Annotated in this window: 12 protein-coding genes; 8 read left to right on the top strand and 4 right to left on the bottom strand. The window is 67.9% G+C overall.

Annotated elements, in window-relative coordinates:
- Nucleotides 1–23 precede the first annotated feature (23 nt).
- The 4 genes from CRO12_RS15985 to CRO12_RS15970 are packed head-to-tail and all read left to right on the top strand — an operon-like array spanning nt 24 to nt 3,029.
- Entirely contained in the window at nt 24–767 is a 744-nt protein-coding gene (locus tag CRO12_RS15985; RefSeq protein ID WP_097064916.1) for a multiubiquitin domain-containing protein, read from the top strand.
- Nucleotides 767–1,150 (top strand): E2/UBC family protein, encoded by a 384-nt coding sequence (locus CRO12_RS15980; protein WP_097064915.1) that lies wholly within the window; start codon nt 767–769, stop codon nt 1,148–1,150. Before CRO12_RS15985 ends, CRO12_RS15980 begins: the two co-directional genes overlap by 1 nt.
- A complete protein-coding gene (locus CRO12_RS15975) occupies nt 1,147–2,493 on the top strand; it encodes a HesA/MoeB/ThiF family protein (protein WP_097064914.1) in 1,347 nt (448 codons plus the stop codon). Before CRO12_RS15980 ends, CRO12_RS15975 begins: the two co-directional genes overlap by 4 nt.
- Nucleotides 2,490–3,029 carry a ubiquitination-like system serine protease family protein gene (locus CRO12_RS15970; protein WP_097064913.1) on the top strand — a complete coding sequence of 180 codons (540 nt, stop codon included), beginning with the start codon at nt 2,490–2,492 and terminating at the stop codon, nt 3,027–3,029. The genes CRO12_RS15975 and CRO12_RS15970 overlap by 4 nt, the downstream gene beginning before the upstream one ends.
- 51 nt (nt 3,030–3,080) lie before the next feature.
- On the opposite strand, the gene CRO12_RS15965 is transcribed toward CRO12_RS15970, so the two are convergent.
- The 4 genes from CRO12_RS15965 to CRO12_RS15950 all read right to left on the bottom strand — a co-directional run bounded on the left by CRO12_RS15965 (nt 3,081) and on the right by CRO12_RS15950 (nt 10,077).
- Nucleotides 3,081–3,896, bottom strand: a complete 816-nt coding sequence (locus CRO12_RS15965; RefSeq protein ID WP_097064912.1) for a protein NO VEIN domain-containing protein — start codon at nt 3,894–3,896, stop codon at nt 3,081–3,083.
- 271 nt (nt 3,897–4,167) lie between these two features.
- Nucleotides 4,168–6,369 carry a DEAD/DEAH box helicase gene (locus CRO12_RS15960; protein WP_245858553.1) on the bottom strand — a complete coding sequence of 734 codons (2,202 nt, stop codon included), beginning with the start codon at nt 6,367–6,369 and terminating at the stop codon, nt 4,168–4,170.
- Nucleotides 6,350–7,633 carry an ATP-binding protein gene (locus tag CRO12_RS15955; protein ID WP_097064910.1) on the bottom strand — a complete coding sequence of 428 codons (1,284 nt, stop codon included), beginning with the start codon at nt 7,631–7,633 and terminating at the stop codon, nt 6,350–6,352. Before CRO12_RS15955 ends, CRO12_RS15960 begins: the two co-directional genes overlap by 20 nt.
- The gene (locus CRO12_RS15950; RefSeq protein ID WP_179641058.1) at nt 7,630–10,077 is read right to left on the bottom strand and encodes a tellurite resistance TerB family protein; all 2,448 of its coding nucleotides are present in this window, start codon (nt 10,075–10,077) and stop codon (nt 7,630–7,632) included. Before CRO12_RS15950 ends, CRO12_RS15955 begins: the two co-directional genes overlap by 4 nt.
- A gap of 235 nt (nt 10,078–10,312) precedes the next feature.
- On the opposite strand from CRO12_RS15950, the gene zorA reads away from it, so the two are divergent.
- From zorA to CRO12_RS15930, 4 genes are read left to right on the top strand one after another with little or no spacing between them, the layout of a single operon-like run.
- Nucleotides 10,313–12,280 carry an anti-phage ZorAB system protein ZorA gene (gene zorA, locus CRO12_RS15945; RefSeq protein WP_144033621.1) on the top strand — a complete coding sequence of 656 codons (1,968 nt, stop codon included), beginning with the start codon at nt 10,313–10,315 and terminating at the stop codon, nt 12,278–12,280.
- Between the two features lie 5 nt (nt 12,281–12,285).
- Nucleotides 12,286–13,002, top strand: coding sequence for an OmpA/MotB family protein (locus CRO12_RS15940; RefSeq protein WP_245858552.1), 717 nt, complete (start codon nt 12,286–12,288; stop codon nt 13,000–13,002).
- A complete protein-coding gene (locus CRO12_RS15935) occupies nt 12,990–14,705 on the top strand; it encodes an EH signature domain-containing protein (protein ID WP_097064907.1) in 1,716 nt (571 codons plus the stop codon). Before CRO12_RS15940 ends, CRO12_RS15935 begins: the two co-directional genes overlap by 13 nt.
- 50 nt (nt 14,706–14,755) lie before the next feature.
- Nucleotides 14,756–17,950 carry a DEAD/DEAH box helicase gene (locus tag CRO12_RS15930; RefSeq protein ID WP_144033620.1) on the top strand — a complete coding sequence of 1,065 codons (3,195 nt, stop codon included), beginning with the start codon at nt 14,756–14,758 and terminating at the stop codon, nt 17,948–17,950.
- The last annotated feature ends 44 nt before the right edge of the window (nt 17,951–17,994 follow it).

Here is a 17,994-nt window from a genome sequence, read left to right as displayed (position 1 = left end):
GGTCGCAAGAGGAACACCAAGCCATGTCCATCACCGACCACCCCGACATCGACGACGTCGAGCTCGCCGTTCGGGAGAACCGCCCGCTGCGCTCCGGGCGCTACCGCGTGTCGTTCGCCCTCGACAGCGTGGACTACCGCCCCACCGTTCTCGATGACCCCGTCCCGCTCGGCCGTCAGGTCCTGAAGGCCGCGGGGATCAAGGACGTCGATGGTCACTCGCTCTTCGTGATCACCCCCGAGGGCGATTTCGAAGATGTCCGCGCCGACGAGGAAATCGACCTGCGCGATCGCGTCGCCCACCACTTCGTCGCCTTCAGCACCGACCCGCTCTACCGCATCATGCTCGACGACAGCCGCATCGTCTGGGGCAAGCCGAGCATCCCCGAAGCGGTTCTCCGCACCCTCGCGGGCATCGGCCCCGACAAGGCGGTGTTCCTCGAGGTCCGCGGCGGTACCGACAAGCTGATCGAGGAGGGCAGCGAGGTCGATCTCACCGCCCCCGGCGTCGAGAAGTTCATCACCGCGACGATCAAGGTCACCTACTTCTTCTTCGTGAACGGCAAGCGCTACGAGACCGACAAGAAGAAGCTGTCCGGCGCCGAGATCAAGGCGATGGTGCCCGGCTGGGACCCGACGCACGATCTGGCGCTGGAAGGGCACGGTGACGAGCCCGACCGCACCATCGGCGACGAAGAGACCGTCAGCCTCGACCCGAAGCACGGCGTCCGCCGCTTCTCGTCGGTCCCGAAGGCGAACTTCGGCTGATGTCCGGCCCTGTCACCATGCAGCTGGACAAGCTGCGGGAGCGGTTCGGCGGCGCTGACGTTCGGCCGGCGATGAGCGGTACCATGCTCGTCACCGTGCCGAACGTCCGCCTGCCGGATGGGTGGTCGAAGCCCTCGACCACCATCCGCTTCATCATCCCGTCCGGGTATCCCTACGCGCATCTCGACTGCTTCTGGGCCGATGCCGACCTGAAGCTGGCGAACGGCGGTCAGCCGCAGAACACGGGATTCAACCCGATCCCCGGCGTCGCCGATCCCATGCTCTGGTTCTCGTGGCATCTCACTGCACCGTGGGACCCCAACCGCGACACCCTCACCACCTGGATGAACGTGGTGATCAACCGTCTGAAGGAAGTGCGATGAGCGGCATCAGATTCCCATCGCCGGTCTACCGTCAACTGTCGGCGACGCTTCTCGACGCCGGTGGCGTCGAGAGCTGCGCGATCGCCTACGCCCACTACGTCGCCCTTGCCGATGCGTGGATCGTGGCGGACGCGGCGGCCGTGCCCGAACACGCATATGAGCGGCGCGATCGCATCTCCGCCGTCCTGAAGGCGCAGTACCTGCTGGACGTCGCCAACCGCAGCCGCGTCACCGGCATGGCGGCGATCCTCATCCATACCCATCCCGATTGCCCGGACTGGCCGGCGTTCTCGACGACGGACGACAACGGGGAAGCTCAGCTCGCTCCCTATCTCGGCAGGCGTGGCGCGCCGGTTCCGCACGCCGCTCTCGTGATCAGCCCCAACGGCTGCCGGGCGCGGCGCCTGGGGTCCGGCGACGAGATCAGCGTGTGGGAGGTTGGAAAGCACCTGACGCTCCTATCGCCACGCCCGGACGGCGAGGCTCAGGAGCGCCACGATCGGCAGGTGCGCGCCTTCGGCGAACCGGGGCAGCGTCTTCTCAAGAGCCTCCGCTACTGCGTGGTCGGTGCCGGTGGCACGGGATCCCTCGTCTGCCAGCAGCTCGCGCACCTGGGAGCGCGCGACGTCACCGTCATCGATCCCGACAATGTCGAGACCACCAACCTCAATCGTGTGGTGGGATCGACGCCGGCAACCGTCGGTGTCGCCAAGGTCGAGGTCGCCGCAGCCATGATCCGCAGCATCAACCCCGATGCGAACGTCACGGCGCTTCAGGCGGACATCGTCGATAGCGACGTCGCGCATCTCCTCTCGACGTTCGACTTCATCCTCCTCTGCACGGATTCGCATGCCAGCCGGGCGGTCGTGAACCAGGCGGCCCACCAGTTTCTCGTCCCGGCGATCGACATGGGCGTCAGCATCACCGTCAAGGACGACGTCATCACGCACATCACTGGGCGGGTCCAGATGATCGCGCCGGAACTGCCCTGCCTCACCTGCACCGGAGCGCTGGACGGGAAGGCCATTCTGCGCGAACTGCAGACCCCGGAACAGCGGGCCGCCGACCCGTATGTTCTGGGGGTTCATGAGCCCCAGCCAGCAGTCATCTCGATCAACTCCACGGTGACGTCGCTGGCCATCACCATGCTGCTCGGAGCCGTGACCCCGGTTCCGACCCGTCCGCGGCATCTGAGCTACGACGGAATTCGCGGCCGGGTGAGCGAGTTGGCCGCTGCCATACACCCGGAGTGCATCGTCTGCTCGAGCGCAGGCGCACATGCGAAGGGCCTGTCGTGGCCGATGCCGGTTCGGCACGCGCCGAATGACGGAGAGGCATCGTGACGGCGCCCGCCAGGTCGCTGCGGCTCGTAGGCCAGGCCAAATACCGCGATGAAGCGGAAGCCCTGCTGAACGGGCCCGGGGACGCCGCGCTGGTCGTGCGCGGCCGCGCCCGCTCGGTCATCATGACTTGCCCCGATGGCTGTGGCGAGACGCTGGTCGTCAATCTCGACCCCCGCGCCAACAAAGCGTGGCGTCTCGACATGCGCGGGGAAGGCGTCACGCTCTACCCTTCGGTGTGGCGGGATGGGGGCTGCGAGAGCCACTTCGTCGTCTGGCGCGGCGTGCTAATTTGGTGTGACCGCTTCACTTCGGGGAATGTCGAACCGCGCTACAACCCTGACATCGAAAAGCGGGTTCTCGCCGGGTTGGATGCGACGATCCCGCTCACCGCGGAAGCCATCGCGGACGCGATCGACGAGATCGTCTGGGACGTGAATCGCGCTGCAAACCGCTTGGTCGGAAAAGGGCTCGCCCGAAGCTGGAAGCAGGATGGGACATGGTATTTCGTGAGGGCCGACGAAGAAGACGAAGGGTGATGAGCCTGCCAGCAGTGGGCGCAGGCGACTGGTATCAACTCCGGAAGCCCATCACCTGAAGTCTGCGCGCCACGTCTCGGTGGTGAACCGCAGGCTTCCGGCCAATGGCGGCGTCATCATAAACAGGGCGGGTTTCGGGCCGAACTCGTGCAATCGATAGAGCCGATACCCGCCCTCCATTCGCTCGGCGACCTCAAGCTCATTGCGGGACATGAAGAACGGCGTCCGCGCCAGCCCGCGCGTCGTCTTAACCTCGATGACCAGATCATCCCCCAGTTCCGAGAAGGAGGCGATGTCGTAGCCGAGACCATCACCGATTTCGACTGAGACATGGCGCACGCGCGCCGCAAGGTCCGGTCTGCCCGCCGAATCTAGGCGGTGCCGTTCGAAACTTAAAACGGCGTGCTCGCCGGCAAGCCCCAATTCGCGGTTGCGCATGTCCCGTTCGACCGGATCGAACCGGCGAACCATCCGCTGCACTGCCGTCGGCGGGGGCTCGTTCCTCAGCTCAATACCAGGTACGTCGACCATGCGGATCGTCGGGGCCGAAGCCGTCGGCACCATGGACAGATCACGCCCGCCGTCGCGGTCCAGATGCCGCTCGATCGCCTCCAGGATCGCACCCTGATAATTGGCCCTCGCCCGGTACCCCCTGATCCCGGCGACGCCGAGCTCCTCGAGCACCGCCGTGATGTTGCAGTGCTTGAACTCGATCGAGCCTTCTGAACGGTCGACGCGTTCCGCCAGAGCGCGGCGATGAGCAGTCTTCGAGAAGGAGATGCCGCCTATCTCGTCCCGCAACATCGCGAAATAGTCCGCAACGATGGCGTCTAGCTCGATATCCGACCAGTCCTCCCCACGCGCCATAGGCCATCCCGAAACCAGACCGCGGGGCACGATACCAGGTAGCACCCGGCAGACTAGGCCCAAGCGCTCGTTACACCGCATGCAGCAGATCGTAGCCCGCTCCTAATGACCCTCTAAACGGCGGCTCGCGTTCCAGGGGGCGGGCGGCGGAAGCCGGACGCTGTGCAAGGTGAACAAGCGGCCGGAGTCGGGAATGCGGTTCTGCCCGCCGGATGACCGGAACTGGGTCTTGTTGAACTAGCTGAGCGCCCACGTTCCGCCTTCGCGCGAATCACCAAACAAGATCGCCGATTGTGGCGATCGCCTGCTCGCGCGCAGGCTTGGCTCTCTTCGCCCAAAGTCGGCGAAGCAGGTCCTCGTCCACGAACTGGTCGTATTTGGCGCTGCGCAGGTTCTCTACAAAACTCGCAAGAGCCTCGGTGGAGGGTACCTCAGAGATAGTGCCGAGCAGCTTGCGCAGCTCGTCCGGCGAGCAGTCGGCGATCTCAATCGCGACATCGTCCGCCTGGCACTCCAATCCCGCGGACTGCAGGAGGACCATAAGGATGTCATTGACCGCCGTGCCGGCCCAAGTTGCCAGTACAGTGTCACTGCCCGACGCGATCGCGCAGCTCCGATCCAACCCGAGCCGCCTGTAGGCCGCTCGGCCCTCCTGAAGAAAGGCGCGCGCGGCGGGGTCCAGGTAGGACGGCACATCTTCAGACGCGAGGACGTGGCGAATCTCTTGCGAAAGCCGGGCGTGGACGGGCTCGCCGGTCGGGGGATCGAACTTCGGCAGCTTGCCCGCCCGGTGCGGCGCAACCACGAGCACCTTCGACCTGTCGTCCACTGACTCAACGCGCCAGCGCCGTCCCGCGAAGCCTACGAGCGCTCCAATCGCCAGAACGTTCGAGATGGGCACGGTGCCCAGCGTCCGGCCTTCAGCAACGAGACGCCACTCGTCGTCGGTCTCGAAGACGGCATAGAAGTCGTGCGCGGCGGTAACGCGCTCACCCTCCGGCCCCAGCATCAGCAGGCCGTCGGAGCTCTGCTCGAGCAGGCCAACGTCGTCTCGCGCGGCACCACGCAGCAGGGCTGCATAGTCGGAGGTGCCCATCGCCAGATAGCTATTCTTGTCGCAGATGGCCCTGTGCGCCGCGACCGGGCGGATCGCGCCATCCGCCGCAATCGTCGACAGGGTCTGGTGCAGCACTACGGTGGCAAGCGAAGGGTCGTCGCCCGCGGGTTCTACGAAGCCGTCGACGAGCAGGCGCACCGCCGCCACCGAGCGGACCGTAGCGATCCTAAGCTGGTCAAGCGGATCGGCGTCCGCCGCGACGTGGCGCTCGCGCACGTAGATGCGCAGAACGGCGGGATCCCCGCGACGACCGCTCCGACCCAGCCGCTGCCTGAGCGCCGCCAGCGACTTCGGCGCGCCGACCTGCGCGACCGACTTGACGTTGCCGAGGTCGATGCCGAGTTCGAGCGTGGTAGTCGCGACCGCCGTGGTGGGAAGGTCGCCCGACTTGAGGCGCAGCTCAAGCTCCTCGCGCAGCTCCTTCGCGAGACTGCCATGGTGCGGAAAGAACTCCTCGGGCAGGCCCTTCGCCACGCAGCGCTGGCGGAGGCGATCGGCCAGCGCCTCCACCGTCCTGCGCGACCCCGCGAAAGCCAGGTTGTTCGAACCCCTCAGGTGCTCGAACATGTGGTCGGCGATGCGGCTGAGCGCGTCGTCTCCGTCATCGGCGATCTCATCGACGCCGCTGGCGTCGGGTGGCTCCTCGTAGCCCCGCACCTGCAGCTTGAGCCCAGAGCCGCCGTCCCGCGAGCGGAGCACGACCGGCGTTTCGGGTTGCGCGGGATTCAGCCAGCAACGGCCCGCATCATCGTCGCCCAAGGTAGCGGACAATCCAATGCGCCGCGGCCGTTTCTCGCAGAGCCGGTCGACACGTCCGAGCAGGGAGGAGAGGTGGAGACCGCGTGGTCCCTTGAGGAACGCGTGCAGCTCGTCGACGACGATAGATTGGAGGCCCCGGAAGAGCCTGGCCGCGTCCGCCTGCCGACGAAGCAACAGCGCCTCGATCGACTCCGGCGTGATCAGCGCGACGCCCGCGGGGTGACGCAGCAGCTTGGCTTTGGCCGCTGCCGGCGCGTCGCCGTGCCAGCGGGTCACCGGCATCTCGAGCCGCTCGCACAGCGTTTCCAGCCGGCGGTACTGGTCATTTATGAGAGCCTTAAGAGGGCTCACGTACAGGATGCGCAGGCCGCCGTCGCCAGGCTCCGCCGCTCGGGTAAGAAGCGGCAGGAAGGCGGCCTCGGTCTTGCCCGAGGCCGTTCCCGCCATGACCACAACGTCCGCCTCGGAGCCGAGCACCGTGCGGATCGCCTCATCCTGGATGGGCCGCAGGCCCATCCATCCCTGGTCTCGAATCCAGCGCCTTATCTCGGGATGAAGGCGGTCGAAGGCGGACGGCTCAGAGGCGGAGGTCGACAAGCTCGTCGTCCGCGTCCGCCTCCTCGGCCTCCTCAGGCTCCGGCGTGACGCCGCCTATCAGTCCTCGCCAGTCCGTGCCCGGGTTCTGCTCCAGGACGGCTAGAAGCTGCACGAACGCCTTGATCGTGTTGCGCGGTGTGCGGAAGTAGGCCTCGCCGATGCGGCGATTGCAATGCTCCATGAAAGCGGTGAGCGCCTCATCCGGCACGAGTTGGGCTGCGGGGTCGCCGATCGCGAACACGGACCGGATGTTGGAGAGCAGCACGAGCAGGTCCTCCGGGGAGAGGCTCTGCAGGCGCAAGACCGGCCCCGTCATGTCGATCCGGCCTTCGGTCGCGAAGCTGTTCTCGGCGAGACGCGACTGCAGCGCCTGGTAGCTGTAGAGCCCGCGGCGGCTATCGAGAAGGAAGTCGGGGGTGCCGCCCAACACGAAGCCGAGCCCCTCGACGTTGCCCTGGAGGACGTCGTTCAGCATACGCAGGATCTGCTCGTAGTTCTGGTTTCGAGCCTGGGCACTCTGCAGCTTGTAGAGGTTCACGAGCTCGTCGAAGACCACGAGTAGGCCGGCGTATCCGGCGATGCGCACGAACCCGGACAGCAGCTTGAAGGTATCGTAGACGTCTACATCGTCGATGATGCTGCGGACCGGCAACGCCTGTCTCGCCTCCGTCTTGGTCGGGAACTCCGCTCGTAGCCAGCGCAGCGCCGCCGCCTTCAATGCGTCATCACCGTCCTCGTGGGCGCGCCAATACGCCTTGAGGACGCAGGCGAAGTCGTGACCACCCAACATGTCGAGAAGCGGGGCGAGCCGCCGGTCGATCACCCGCTCGACCGGGCTGCCGGCGTCCTCGGCCTCGCGCACGCAGTCCGTGACGAAGCGCTCGACGACGCTCGGCAACGCTCCGCCTTCGGGTCGGGTGCGGGTCGCCATGTTGCGCACCGCCTCAGCGTAGAGCCCTCGCGCCTGACCTCCGGTCGCGTGAATGCGGCGGTCCGGGGCGAGATCGGCATGGACGGTCACGAGCTTCCGCTCGAGGGCGATGAGCCGGACGAGGTTGAGGAAGAAGGTCTTGCCCGCGCCGTACTCGCCGATGACGAAGCGCATGGCGGAACCCGCGTCCGCGATGCGATCGATGTCGCGCACGAGCGCCTCGACCTCGCGCGAGCGGCCGACCTGGATGTGACGCAGCCCGACACGGGGCACGACCCCGGCGGAGAGCGCCTGCACGATCAGGTCACGGTCCTTGCGACGGATGGCGTTCAAGCTGCGGCTCCCATGGGCATGATCTGGTCCATGATCTCGGGTGAAACCCGGACGATGTCGTCATCGTCAAGGACGGGCTCGCCGAACCGGTCGAACCCCCATTCGTTGATCGTCTCGATTGCGCCTTCCGGCATGAGCCTAAGCGCGGCCGCCGCGCCGTCGAACGCGTCACGATCGAGCGGGCCGGACAGGAGACGCGTCAGGAGCTCGGAGTGCGGTCCATCCAGACCATCGAAGCCGTTGGTCGCGCGGGGAGTGGGCCTGGGCGCCGCGACGGCCGATGCCGAAGCCTCTTGCTCCTCCTCGACGAAGATGGTGGCGAGCAGCGCGGAAACGCGTGACGTCTCTCCCCGAATGCGCGCGAGCCTCGCAGCGTCGATCGCGACAGAGGACGAGACCGGCTCCGACGGTATGGAGATCAGCTCTTCAGGACGTCCGGGCTCCACCAGGATCGGCCCCACGTCCTCCGCCCCGCGATGAAGCGCCGCGTAGAGAGCGGAGGCGGGAAGGTTCAGCGTGGCGTGCAGCGTCTCGAGGAACTTCACCTCGCCCGGCTGCACCATGCCATCGGCGAGCACCGCCTCGACGGCCGCGGTCGCGATCGAGGCGCGGGCCGTGGCGGGAGCGTCCGCCAGGCGCTTCATCGCCGCCCGCACCTTTGGCGGATCCGCCGCCAGGGCACGACCGGACGCGACCAGGCGGGCGATCTCGTGCTCCGCGAGATTGGGCGTTGACCGGAGGCGCCGTTCGACCGCTTCGAGCTCGGCCGCGACGACCTCGCCGTCGGACGCGGCAGCGAGCACGGCGACCTCCATGGCCGTTCGCGCATCGGCATAGGCCTGCCGTTCGTGCTCGACCGCGCCGCCGCCATGGGCAGGGAAGACGGCCATCGGTGTGTCAGCCCGCGGGGTCGGCGCCGGACCGTAACGGCGGTCAGGCTCGAAGCCGTGCTGCAGCGCATCGAGCGCCATGCCAATCTGGCGAACCACCGCGGTGGGCAGCTTGTCGGCTGCCTCGTTCACGTCGAGGTCGAGCAGTCGCGCGAGCTCGACAGCCGCTATGACGCCGCGCGTCCCACCGCTGACCAGCTTCTCCAGCCGCTCGCGGCAGGAGGCGAGCGCCGGGTTGCGGTCCCGAAGTTCGACAGGGAGCAGGAGCTCGGCGTGAAGCCTGCCCCTCGCGTCCGGATCGCGGCCGACGAGCCGGCTGTAGGCCGAGAGGTCGTCGATGCAGAGGTCGAGCATGGCCCGCAGCGGTCCGAGCGGCGCGGAGATGCCGGACACGTCGGGTAGTTCGTCCACGCTGAGGTCGACGCTGAACTTGCCGCTGGCCGCCCTGTACTCGTGCCGCAGCGTCCTCTTGGGGCGTCGCACGGTCAGCCCGTCGGGGTGCCGGATCGCAAACCTGGCGCTCCACAGGTCACGCAGCTCGGCGAAGCATCGCTGCCCAGGCGTGCGGAGGTGAACGTCGGGAAGTGCCAGCACCCACCGGAGCGCGTCGTCGGCGTTGAAGGGTACGCCGTCCCTAAGCCGCCGCCCGAGCCGGATGCGTACGTCGAGCGGAAGCTCGACGTCCCAGTTGCGGGCGCACTCGGCGGTCGGAGGAGCGTCGTCCTCGTCCTCGTACAGTGCGGCGAGGGCGAGGAGTCTGGAGGCGTGGCCCTGGAACGAGTAGTCCTGATGGTGGAGCGCCATGAGCCGGCGCAGCTCGGAGAAGATCGCGGGCGCATCCGCACGCGCGTCGTCCACCAGCAGGCGCTGCTCCAATCCGTAGAAGAAGACGAACAGGTAGCCGCTGGGCACGGACACGGCGCGGCGCCCGCCCGTCAGCCAACCGAGGTAGGTCGCGCGAGCGCGTGGATCGAACTCCCGATACGACGGCCAGTAGCCAAGGGTTGCGCCCGCGGGATCACCGCGCGTGTCGACCTTCAGCGTCGGATCGATGCGCGAGTGGTCGTGCCTCGGTTCGTGACGAAGCGGCGTTCCGAAGTACACCATCTCGGTCTCGAAGCCGACGCCGCCCGCCGAAAGCGCCTCGGGTGATCCGATCCAGCGCGGGGCGGCGCGTCCGCTGGAAGCCGGAGTCACGCTCTGAGACGTGGGAACGGAAGCCACCGGAGTGGCCGGGACCGCAGGAGCGGGTGAGGCCGGCGGCTGCGATGTCGGCGTCCGCACAGCCGGAGCACGGTCCGCCTCGAACTCGAGCGCCTGGTCGAGCGTCGAGAAGGTCCAGCCCGCCACCACGTAGCGGCCGTTGCCGTCACGGCGAATGCCCGAACCGCCGCTAGTTTGGTTCGAAGCGGCTGGCGAGGCGGGCGCGGCATCGCTGGCGCGATGCCGCTCGGGCTCCTCCGCCCAGAAGTCGTCGCGGACCTCGGACGACGTTCCAAGATCGACGCTCGATGCGGCACCGCCACCGAGAATGTCGCCGAATCGACGCGCCATACGCGCGATCCAGCCTCCAGAGTCGCTCATCTTCCCCCCACGGTCGCCATGCTGTCCCAGTCCGGGCGGCTTTTCCATAGTTTTTCGCATCGCAACGGGGTCTTAGGTCCTCACGCGGACCGCTGTTACTCTTTGAACGGGCGATCGAATTGTTGCAGCATGACAAGCATCCGGGACGCTCTGTCTGGATTCGGCGCTGGGGACGCGCCGTCGGGGGGAACTGAAGCAGATGGCCTTGTCGGATTTACCGGTCGTGCCGGTCCTCGTCGCGATCGTGCTCCTGACGTTCGCCTACGCGTTCGTGCGCCACTTCCACCTTCCCGCGAAAAAGCTGGACGGCTCGCTCGAGGATGTGATCCGGAAGGTCGACGCGGCGCGCGCCGCCGGTCAATTGGAACTCGCCTCCTGCTTCGCCGGCGACGAGCGGCTTGCCGCCATCTGGCAGGAGTACGGTGAGACGCTGCACTCGCAGCGGGAGATCGATCCGTCCACGGGCGAGTTCGCGGTGCGCGCGGTGCGATCGACGGTGCCTGCCGAGGTCTACTTCTCGCCGCATTCCGTGGTCGACGGTCGGGTCCACGCCGAGTTCTTCAAGCACCTGCCGGGCATCTTCACCGGCGTAGGCATCATCGGCACCTTCTTCGGGCTGCTGAAGGGATTGTGGCTGTTCCGCATCTCCGAGGACGCAGGCGTGGTACGCAACAGCCTCACCTCGCTCCTGCACGGGGTCAGCGAAGCCTTTGCGGTCTCCGCCTTCGCGATCCTGCTCGCGATGGTCGCGACCGTGCTGGAGAAGTATCGGCTGAACAGCCTGTACGGAAAGGTCGGTAGGCTCGCCCACGCGATCGACGCCACCTACGAGGCAGGAGCCGGAGAGGAGTACCTCGCGCGCCTCGTCTCCTCGTCCGAGGAGTCAGCCAGCCAGACCCGGATCCTCAAGGACGCTCTGGTCTCAGACCTGAAGGAGATCCTGACCGACCTCGCTGAGCGGCAGATCGCGGCGACGACTCAGCGGTCGGGAGAACTCGGCACCTCGATCGCCAGTGCGCTCACCGACGCGTTGAGGGAGCCGCTCGATCAGATCGCGGGTGCCGTCGGACGCGTCAGCCAGGATCAGTCGTCCGCCGTCACTCAGCTACTCACCGACGTGCTCGCCAGCTTCAGCGACCGGCTCGAAGGCATGTTCGGAAGCCAGCTTTCCGGCATTGGTGACATGCAGCAGCGGACGGTCGATGCGATGCAGACGGCGGTGGCGCGGCTCCAGGATCTGACCGCCGGCATGGAAGCGGCCGGCACCAGGGCCACGGACGCGATGTCGGCCAAGCTGATGGAGGCGGTCGAGGCCGCCGAGGCGCGACAGGCGGCGATCACCGACGAGTTGCGCACCGCACTGTCCGAGATGCGCTCCGGCCAAGGGGCGGCGCAGGAGCAGACCCGGTCCCGCCTCGAGGAGATGCTGGACGAACTCGGCCGCCGGCTCGGCGAGGCCGTCGCCGGCATCGAGCGCACCGCGGAGGAGCGGTCGCGGCGACAGGCCGAGGACGATGGCCGCAGGTCGGAGACCGCCGCCCGGCAGGTCGCCGGCATGGGGGAGAGCGTCGGCGTGTTGACGACGAACGTGGACACCATGCTCGCCGCCGTGCGGGAGATGGTTTCCCGGATCGAGCTCGTGACGTCCGACGCCTTCTCTCGGCTAAACGGAGGCGCCGACACCCTCCTGGCCGCCGCCGGACGCTTCGAGACTTCGGGACGCGAGGCGGCGGACGGCTTCTCCCGCATAGCCTCCGTGACGACCGGCCTCGCCGACGCGGCGGGAAGCGTGGCCGGCGCGGCCCGCAGCCTCGACTCGGTTGTGGCCGACTACCGAAGCGCGCGGGACGCGGTCGGAACCATGGTCGAGGGGCTGCGCGCCACGGTGGAGAGCGCGTCGAGGGAGGCGTCGCTCACGGCGGACGTTCTCACGAGAATCGAGGGGGCGACCCAGCGGCTTGCCGCGGCCCAGGTCGAGGCGGACGGCTTCCTCGACGAGGTGGCGCAGGTGATCGCCACCTCGCACGAGAAGTTCTCCGAGGGCATGCGGGGCACGGTGGTGGACGCCAACCGGCAGTTCCATGCAGAGCTGTCGCAGGCGACCGGACTGCTCAGGGAGGCGATCCAGGAGCTCGAGTTGGCGCTGCCGCAGGCCGGCCGGCGTGCGGCCTGACCTAGGTGTTCGGACAGCGCCATGCCACCGCGACGCGCGGGCGCGACGAGGGCGAGAAGCCCTTCTGGATCTCCTTCGCCGACCTGATGACGGCGCTCATGGTGCTGTTCCTGCTCGTCATGAGCGTGGCGCTGCTCGCCGTCACGAGGACGATCTCGGAGCGGGAGCGCCTTGAGAGCCAGAGGCAGGACGCCATCGAGCAACTGCTCGGACGCATAGAGAAGGCGGCCGAGCATCAGCCTGGGGTGCACGTCGACCGGAACCGGGCGGTCATCGACTTCGGCGACCGCGCCCGCTTCGACACGTCGAGCCATACGCTGAGCGCCGAGCAGGAGCGGTTGCTGCGCGCCTTCGTCCCCGAAGTGCTCGCGATCGCGCGGGACAAGGCGGGACGGCGCTGGCTCAAGCGCATCGTCGTCGAGGGCTTCACCGACCGGCGCGGAAGCTACCTCTACAATCTCAATCTCAGCCTCCAGCGGAGTCAGCGGGTGCTGTGCGCGCTGATGGCGCGGCCAGGTCCTGACGAGCGGGCGATGTCCCGCTCCGAGCTGGAGGAGGTCCGTCGGCTGTTCCTCGTCGGCGGCTACTCGTCGAACTCGGCGCGAGAGTCCCTCGATGCGAGCCGTCGAATCGAGCTCCGCCTCGAGTTCTTCGGAGTGGAGGAACCCGCCGCCTCAGCGGCAGCCGGCTACCAGGGCGAGTTCGGCCAATGCGCCCTCTGAGCCCGCGTTCGGTCAAGCTGGCCGAGCGGATGCGTTCGGTCGCAGAGGCCGCCCTCAGCAGCATGCCCGATCCCGACCTGACGGCGCTCAGATCCGAAGTTCGTCAGCTCAAGGCCATGCTAGGCGGGGCGGGTGCGGGTGCCGGAGCGGCGCCCGACCGCGTGCGCGAGCAGGTCTCGCTGTTTCGCCGGAGCGGCACGCTGCCCGACGTCCGCGCGGCGCGCCTGGTATGCTGGGGGACCACGCTCCGCGACGGGCGGGACCCCGCGCTGATCGAGGACCGCGAACGGTTTCCCGGTCTGATCGACGGCGTGGACGAGTTCCGCGATATGCGCCGACCCTACCGGCGGTGCTGGCGCGGGCTGCTGGACGGGTACGTCCGCTACGATCCCGGCCGCGCGACGGAAGCGGGGCGCCGCAACTGGACCATGCTGCGCGACTACCTGAACGACAACCTGCCTTCGCTCGAGCGGTCGGGCAGCATGCCCGATTGGCTGTCCACCATCGACGAGCACGCGAACCTGCTCGGGGAGCGGCCCTGCGATCGCTACGGAGCGGCGCTGCTCGAAGGCGATGCGAAGCTCCTGGAACCGCTCCGGCGCGACTTGTCGATGGGCGACTCCTCCTGGCTGACCAGGCGCATCTTCGAGGCCCAGATCGATGCCGCGGTCAAGCACGACGACCGGGCGCTGCGGCGGGTGATGCCGAGAGTGGTCGCTCTCGTCGCGGAGCACGACCTCCTGGCGGACGACGCGCTTGTGCGTGTGCTCGATCGATGGGCGAGGTGTCGCCCGCTCGAAGTGGAAGCGGAGCTTCGAGACCTGTCGGTCGCTCGCTGGGGCAATCCCTGGCTGGAGCGCAACGACACGCAGTGGACGAGGGTCGAGGCGGAGACGCGCCAGATGGTTTCGTCCTGGCTCAAGCTGTCGCTGATCGAGAAGTTCTTCTCGCTCTTGTCCGAGGACAAGCTGAACGACCAGCGGCGGGTGGCATTCTGGAAGCGCTACGTCGACCGGATCGACGACATGCACTTCGCGCTCGGCGAGGCGGCCTACACCAACCCGAGCGCAGACTTCCGCGCGCTGCGCAAGGCGATGGCGGGCAAGCTCCTGCGCCTCGACAACGGTGGCGTCGCACGAAACAACGCCTTCATCATGCGACTGGCTGGACACGTCGTGGTCGAATTCGGCGAGCACGGCAATGCGATGTACGCCTTCGACGCGGCGGCCGCTCCGTTCGACCTTCGCCGTCCGTCCATCGCGGGCAACAGGACGGCGCTGAAGCACCCGTCGCATGTGGCGCGCATCACCCACACCGACGGCGGCGAGAGGTGGGAGCGGAAGTTCGAGCGGAGGCTGGCAGAGGTCCTCGGCCGCGCCGACAAGGCATCAACCACCGGTCGTTCGACTTCCTCCTCGCCGATGGCGGCTCCTCCGATCCGTCCCGCGCCGATCCCCATCCCGAGCGCCGTCTCGCCCGCATGGGCCCGGCCCCAGGAGGCGCGGCAAGTGGCACCGGAGCCGCATGGCACGCGAGACCTGCACGCTTTTCTCGCCGAGCACAGGGTCAAGTCCGCCGACCTGCGCGACAAGGGTGGCTCCCTGTGGGCATATGCGCCGGAGCGTGGCCCCGCCGCCGATGGCCTGCGCAGCCGCGGGTTCGCCTGGTCCGCCCGCCGGGGCGCCTGGTACCTCAAGTCGTGATCTGGCGGCGGAGACCCAAGGCTTCGGCGCCGGTCGCACCAGAGCCGGTGATGGGTACACCAGGCTATCGTGTAGAACCGGAAGGACTGATCTTTCCGGCTGATTGCGTCCCGCCTTCTACCGGGGTTGCCGCTGCGGCCCTGCTGGAGGAACTGGAGGACGAGGGGCTCGCCACGACCGTGGAGGAAGGTCGCCGCATCGGCTGGCGCGAGCTCTACACGATCCTCGACGACACGGCGCGGACTGCGGACCTTGCCGTCCTGAACCTTCCGGAGTCGGTTCTCGCCGCGCCGCGTCTGGCCAGCAGGGGATCGCTGACCGACAGCGGCTTCGCCGTCGCGATCGATGGCTGGCTCGATGGCGACGGGCGCATCATCCACGGTGCCAGGCTGCACGGCGGAACGCTGGAGATCGATGGCGTACCACATCTGCTGCCGCCGGCGGCATGGCGGCTAGTGGACCGGGTCGCATCCTTCGGCCGACGTGGACCCGACGAGCGGGGGGAGGGCGCGCAGCGGCTTGCCTGGGGCGCCATTCGCGCCGAAGCGCTTGCGGTCGGCGCGGCGCTCGACGACTTCCTCTTCCGCACCGTCGTGCTGACGCCTGATCGCCTCCAGATCGCACTCCGGCGGTCGGATCGGCTCGGCCTTGTCGAAGTCGAGCCCTGGTTCGAGGGCGCGCCCACGCACTGGCTCCAGGCCTTTGATCGCTCCGCTCAAGTCAGGGATCGCTACGATCTCGTCACGCCGGATGGCGTGGTCCAGGTCATGGTGTCGCCCGCGGTCGGGACGGTGCTGCGGGAGCTGAAGCGCATGCCTGGGCGCCGCGTCGCGGGCGAGCGCGCGCAGGCCTTCCTGGTCAATCCCATCGCAGCCCTTGGTCCGGATGCCGCCGAGGTCATCGACCAGGAGGCGTTCGAGGCGGCCAAGGAGGAGGCCGGCATCTCCTTCGACCGGTTCGCGGCGATCACGTCCGAGACGCACGGCGACGGCGCGCTCGGGCTGCTGGTCACTTCCGGAACGGGCGAGCGGATCGAGACGAGCGAAATCTCGCTGAGCGACGAGGACGCGCTCGAGTTCGTGGCGCGCGTCGAGGACCATCTCGCTCGTGGGCTGCAGCTTTGCTCGTGGGACGACTTCGAGTTCGAACTCGACGGTGACAGCAGGTTGCACTGCGCGGCGTTGCGGCGCGCAGTTGGCCGACGTGCGGCGTCCCTGATCAGCCATGGGCAGATCTACGATCTCTCTGGCTACTCGGACCGTGTGGACGGCATCGGGGAGGAGCGGCCGTTCTACTCGCCACACATCGCGCGCAAGAGCGACGACGCGGGCTGGTTTCCTGATAACATCGTGCCGATCATCGGCTGGAACGATCCGGCGACCGGCGAGCCCGGCTCCGCACCACTGACCGACGATGTGGCGGAGCGACTGCGTACGGATGTGGAGGAGGCTCGTCGGACTAGAGCCGCTGCCGTCCAAGTGCCGGGTTGCCCCGTGCCGATGCCGGTGCGCGAAGCCGAGGCAATCCTCAAGGCGTTCGGCCGCGTCCGCGTGGAGGCGGAGGCGGGCACGCTCGATCCCGCGCGTGCGTCTCCGAGCCGAAAGCGGCCCACGCTCATCCTGAAGGCCAACATAGAGCAGGTGGACTATCGGGAGGAGCGGCTGGCCGCCCTGTCGGCGCCAGCCGGGCCACCACGCCTTCCCGCAGGTCTGCGCGAGGAGGTCCGCCTGAAGGACCATCAGCTGAAGGGGCTCGCATGGATGCAGCACCTGTTCGGCCTTGCGCCCGACCGGTGCCGCGGCGCCCTGCTCGCCGACGACATGGGGCTGGGCAAGACGCTCCAGATCCTCAGTCTCATGGCGCGCGCGAGGGAGGACGATCCCGCCACACCTCCCGCGCTCGTCGTCGCGCCCCTGACTCTTCTCGAGAACTGGCGGGAGGAGGCCGAGAAGTTCCTGCTGCCCGGATCACTGAAGATCCTGACGGCTTACGGCGACACGCTGTCCGGGTTGAGGGTGGGCAAGTCGTCAGTCGACGAGCAGCTCCGTAGAGAGGGGCTCGTCCGCTTCCTGCGGCCCGACTGGTGCGGCGACGCAGACGTGGTGCTGACAACCTACGAGACCCTGCGCGACCTGGAGTTCTCCTTCGCCCGCGAGCGCTGGTCGATCATGGTCTGCGACGAGGCGCAGAAGATCAAGAACCCGAATGCGGCCATGACTCGCGCGGCGAAGAAGCAGCACGCGTCGTTCCGGATCGCCTGCACAGGCACCCCCGTCGAGAACAGCCTCGTCGATCTCTGGTGCCTCTTCGATTTCGTGCAGCCCGGACTACTGGGCGCGTTGAACGAGTTCGGGAGCACCTACCGTCGGCCGATCGAGGCGGAGGGCGACGCGGACCGCGCGAAGCTGGAGGAGCTCAGGACGCTCATCGAGCCGCAGATCCTGCGGCGCATGAAGTCGGAGGTGGCGGCCGATCTCAAGGCCAAGCTCGTCGACGAGGCGAGCCGACGCCTGCCGATGAGCGTCCCGCAGCGCGGACTCTACGTCGGCGCGATCGAGGGCTTCCGTCGCGAGGCGGGGCGGCCAGGCGCGCACCTTGGTCTGCTGCACCGGCTGCGGCTTATCTGCTCGGACCCGGCGCAGACAGAGGAGGCGGGCGCCTACGACGCCGTTGACGCCTATCGCGCCCGGTCACCTAAGCTCGACTGGCTGCTGTCGGCGCTCGCCGAGGTCAGGGAGCGTGGCGAGAAGGCCATCGTCTTCTGCGAGTTCAAGGCCGTTCAGAGGCTATTGCGTCACTACATTCGCGAGGCGTTCGCGATCCCCGTCGATGTCATCAACGGTGACACCTCGGCGGCAGCCGGAGCGGCGGACAGCCGGCAGAAGCGGATCCGGGCCTTTCAGGAGGCACCAGGATTTGGTGTGATCATCCTGTCGCCGGTGGCGGTCGGCTTCGGAGTCAACATGCAGGCCGCCAACCACGTGATCCACTTCACCCGCACCTGGAACCCGGCGAAGGAGGACCAGGCGACCGATCGAGCGTACCGCATCGGCCAGCGGCGTGACGTGTTCGTTTACTATCCGACGGTCGCCGCCGATGACTTCACGACCTTTGACGTGAAGCTGGACGAGCTGCTCGAACGGAAGCGGGCGCTGGCGGGCGACATGCTGAATGGTACCGGGGAGATCGGCGCGCGCGACTTCGACGTCGAGGAGTTGCGACCGGGCTCCGGGGGGCTGCCGTGAGGCCGCTCTCTCGAGCTGATCGGCGCGCACCGCTGCAAGCGCGC

This window comes from Sphingomonas guangdongensis, assembly GCF_900199185.1.
GTDB lineage: Bacteria > Pseudomonadota > Alphaproteobacteria > Sphingomonadales > Sphingomonadaceae > Sphingomonas > Sphingomonas guangdongensis.
Note: the sequence above shows the minus strand (reverse complement) of the source record. Positions and strands in the feature narration are given on the sequence as shown.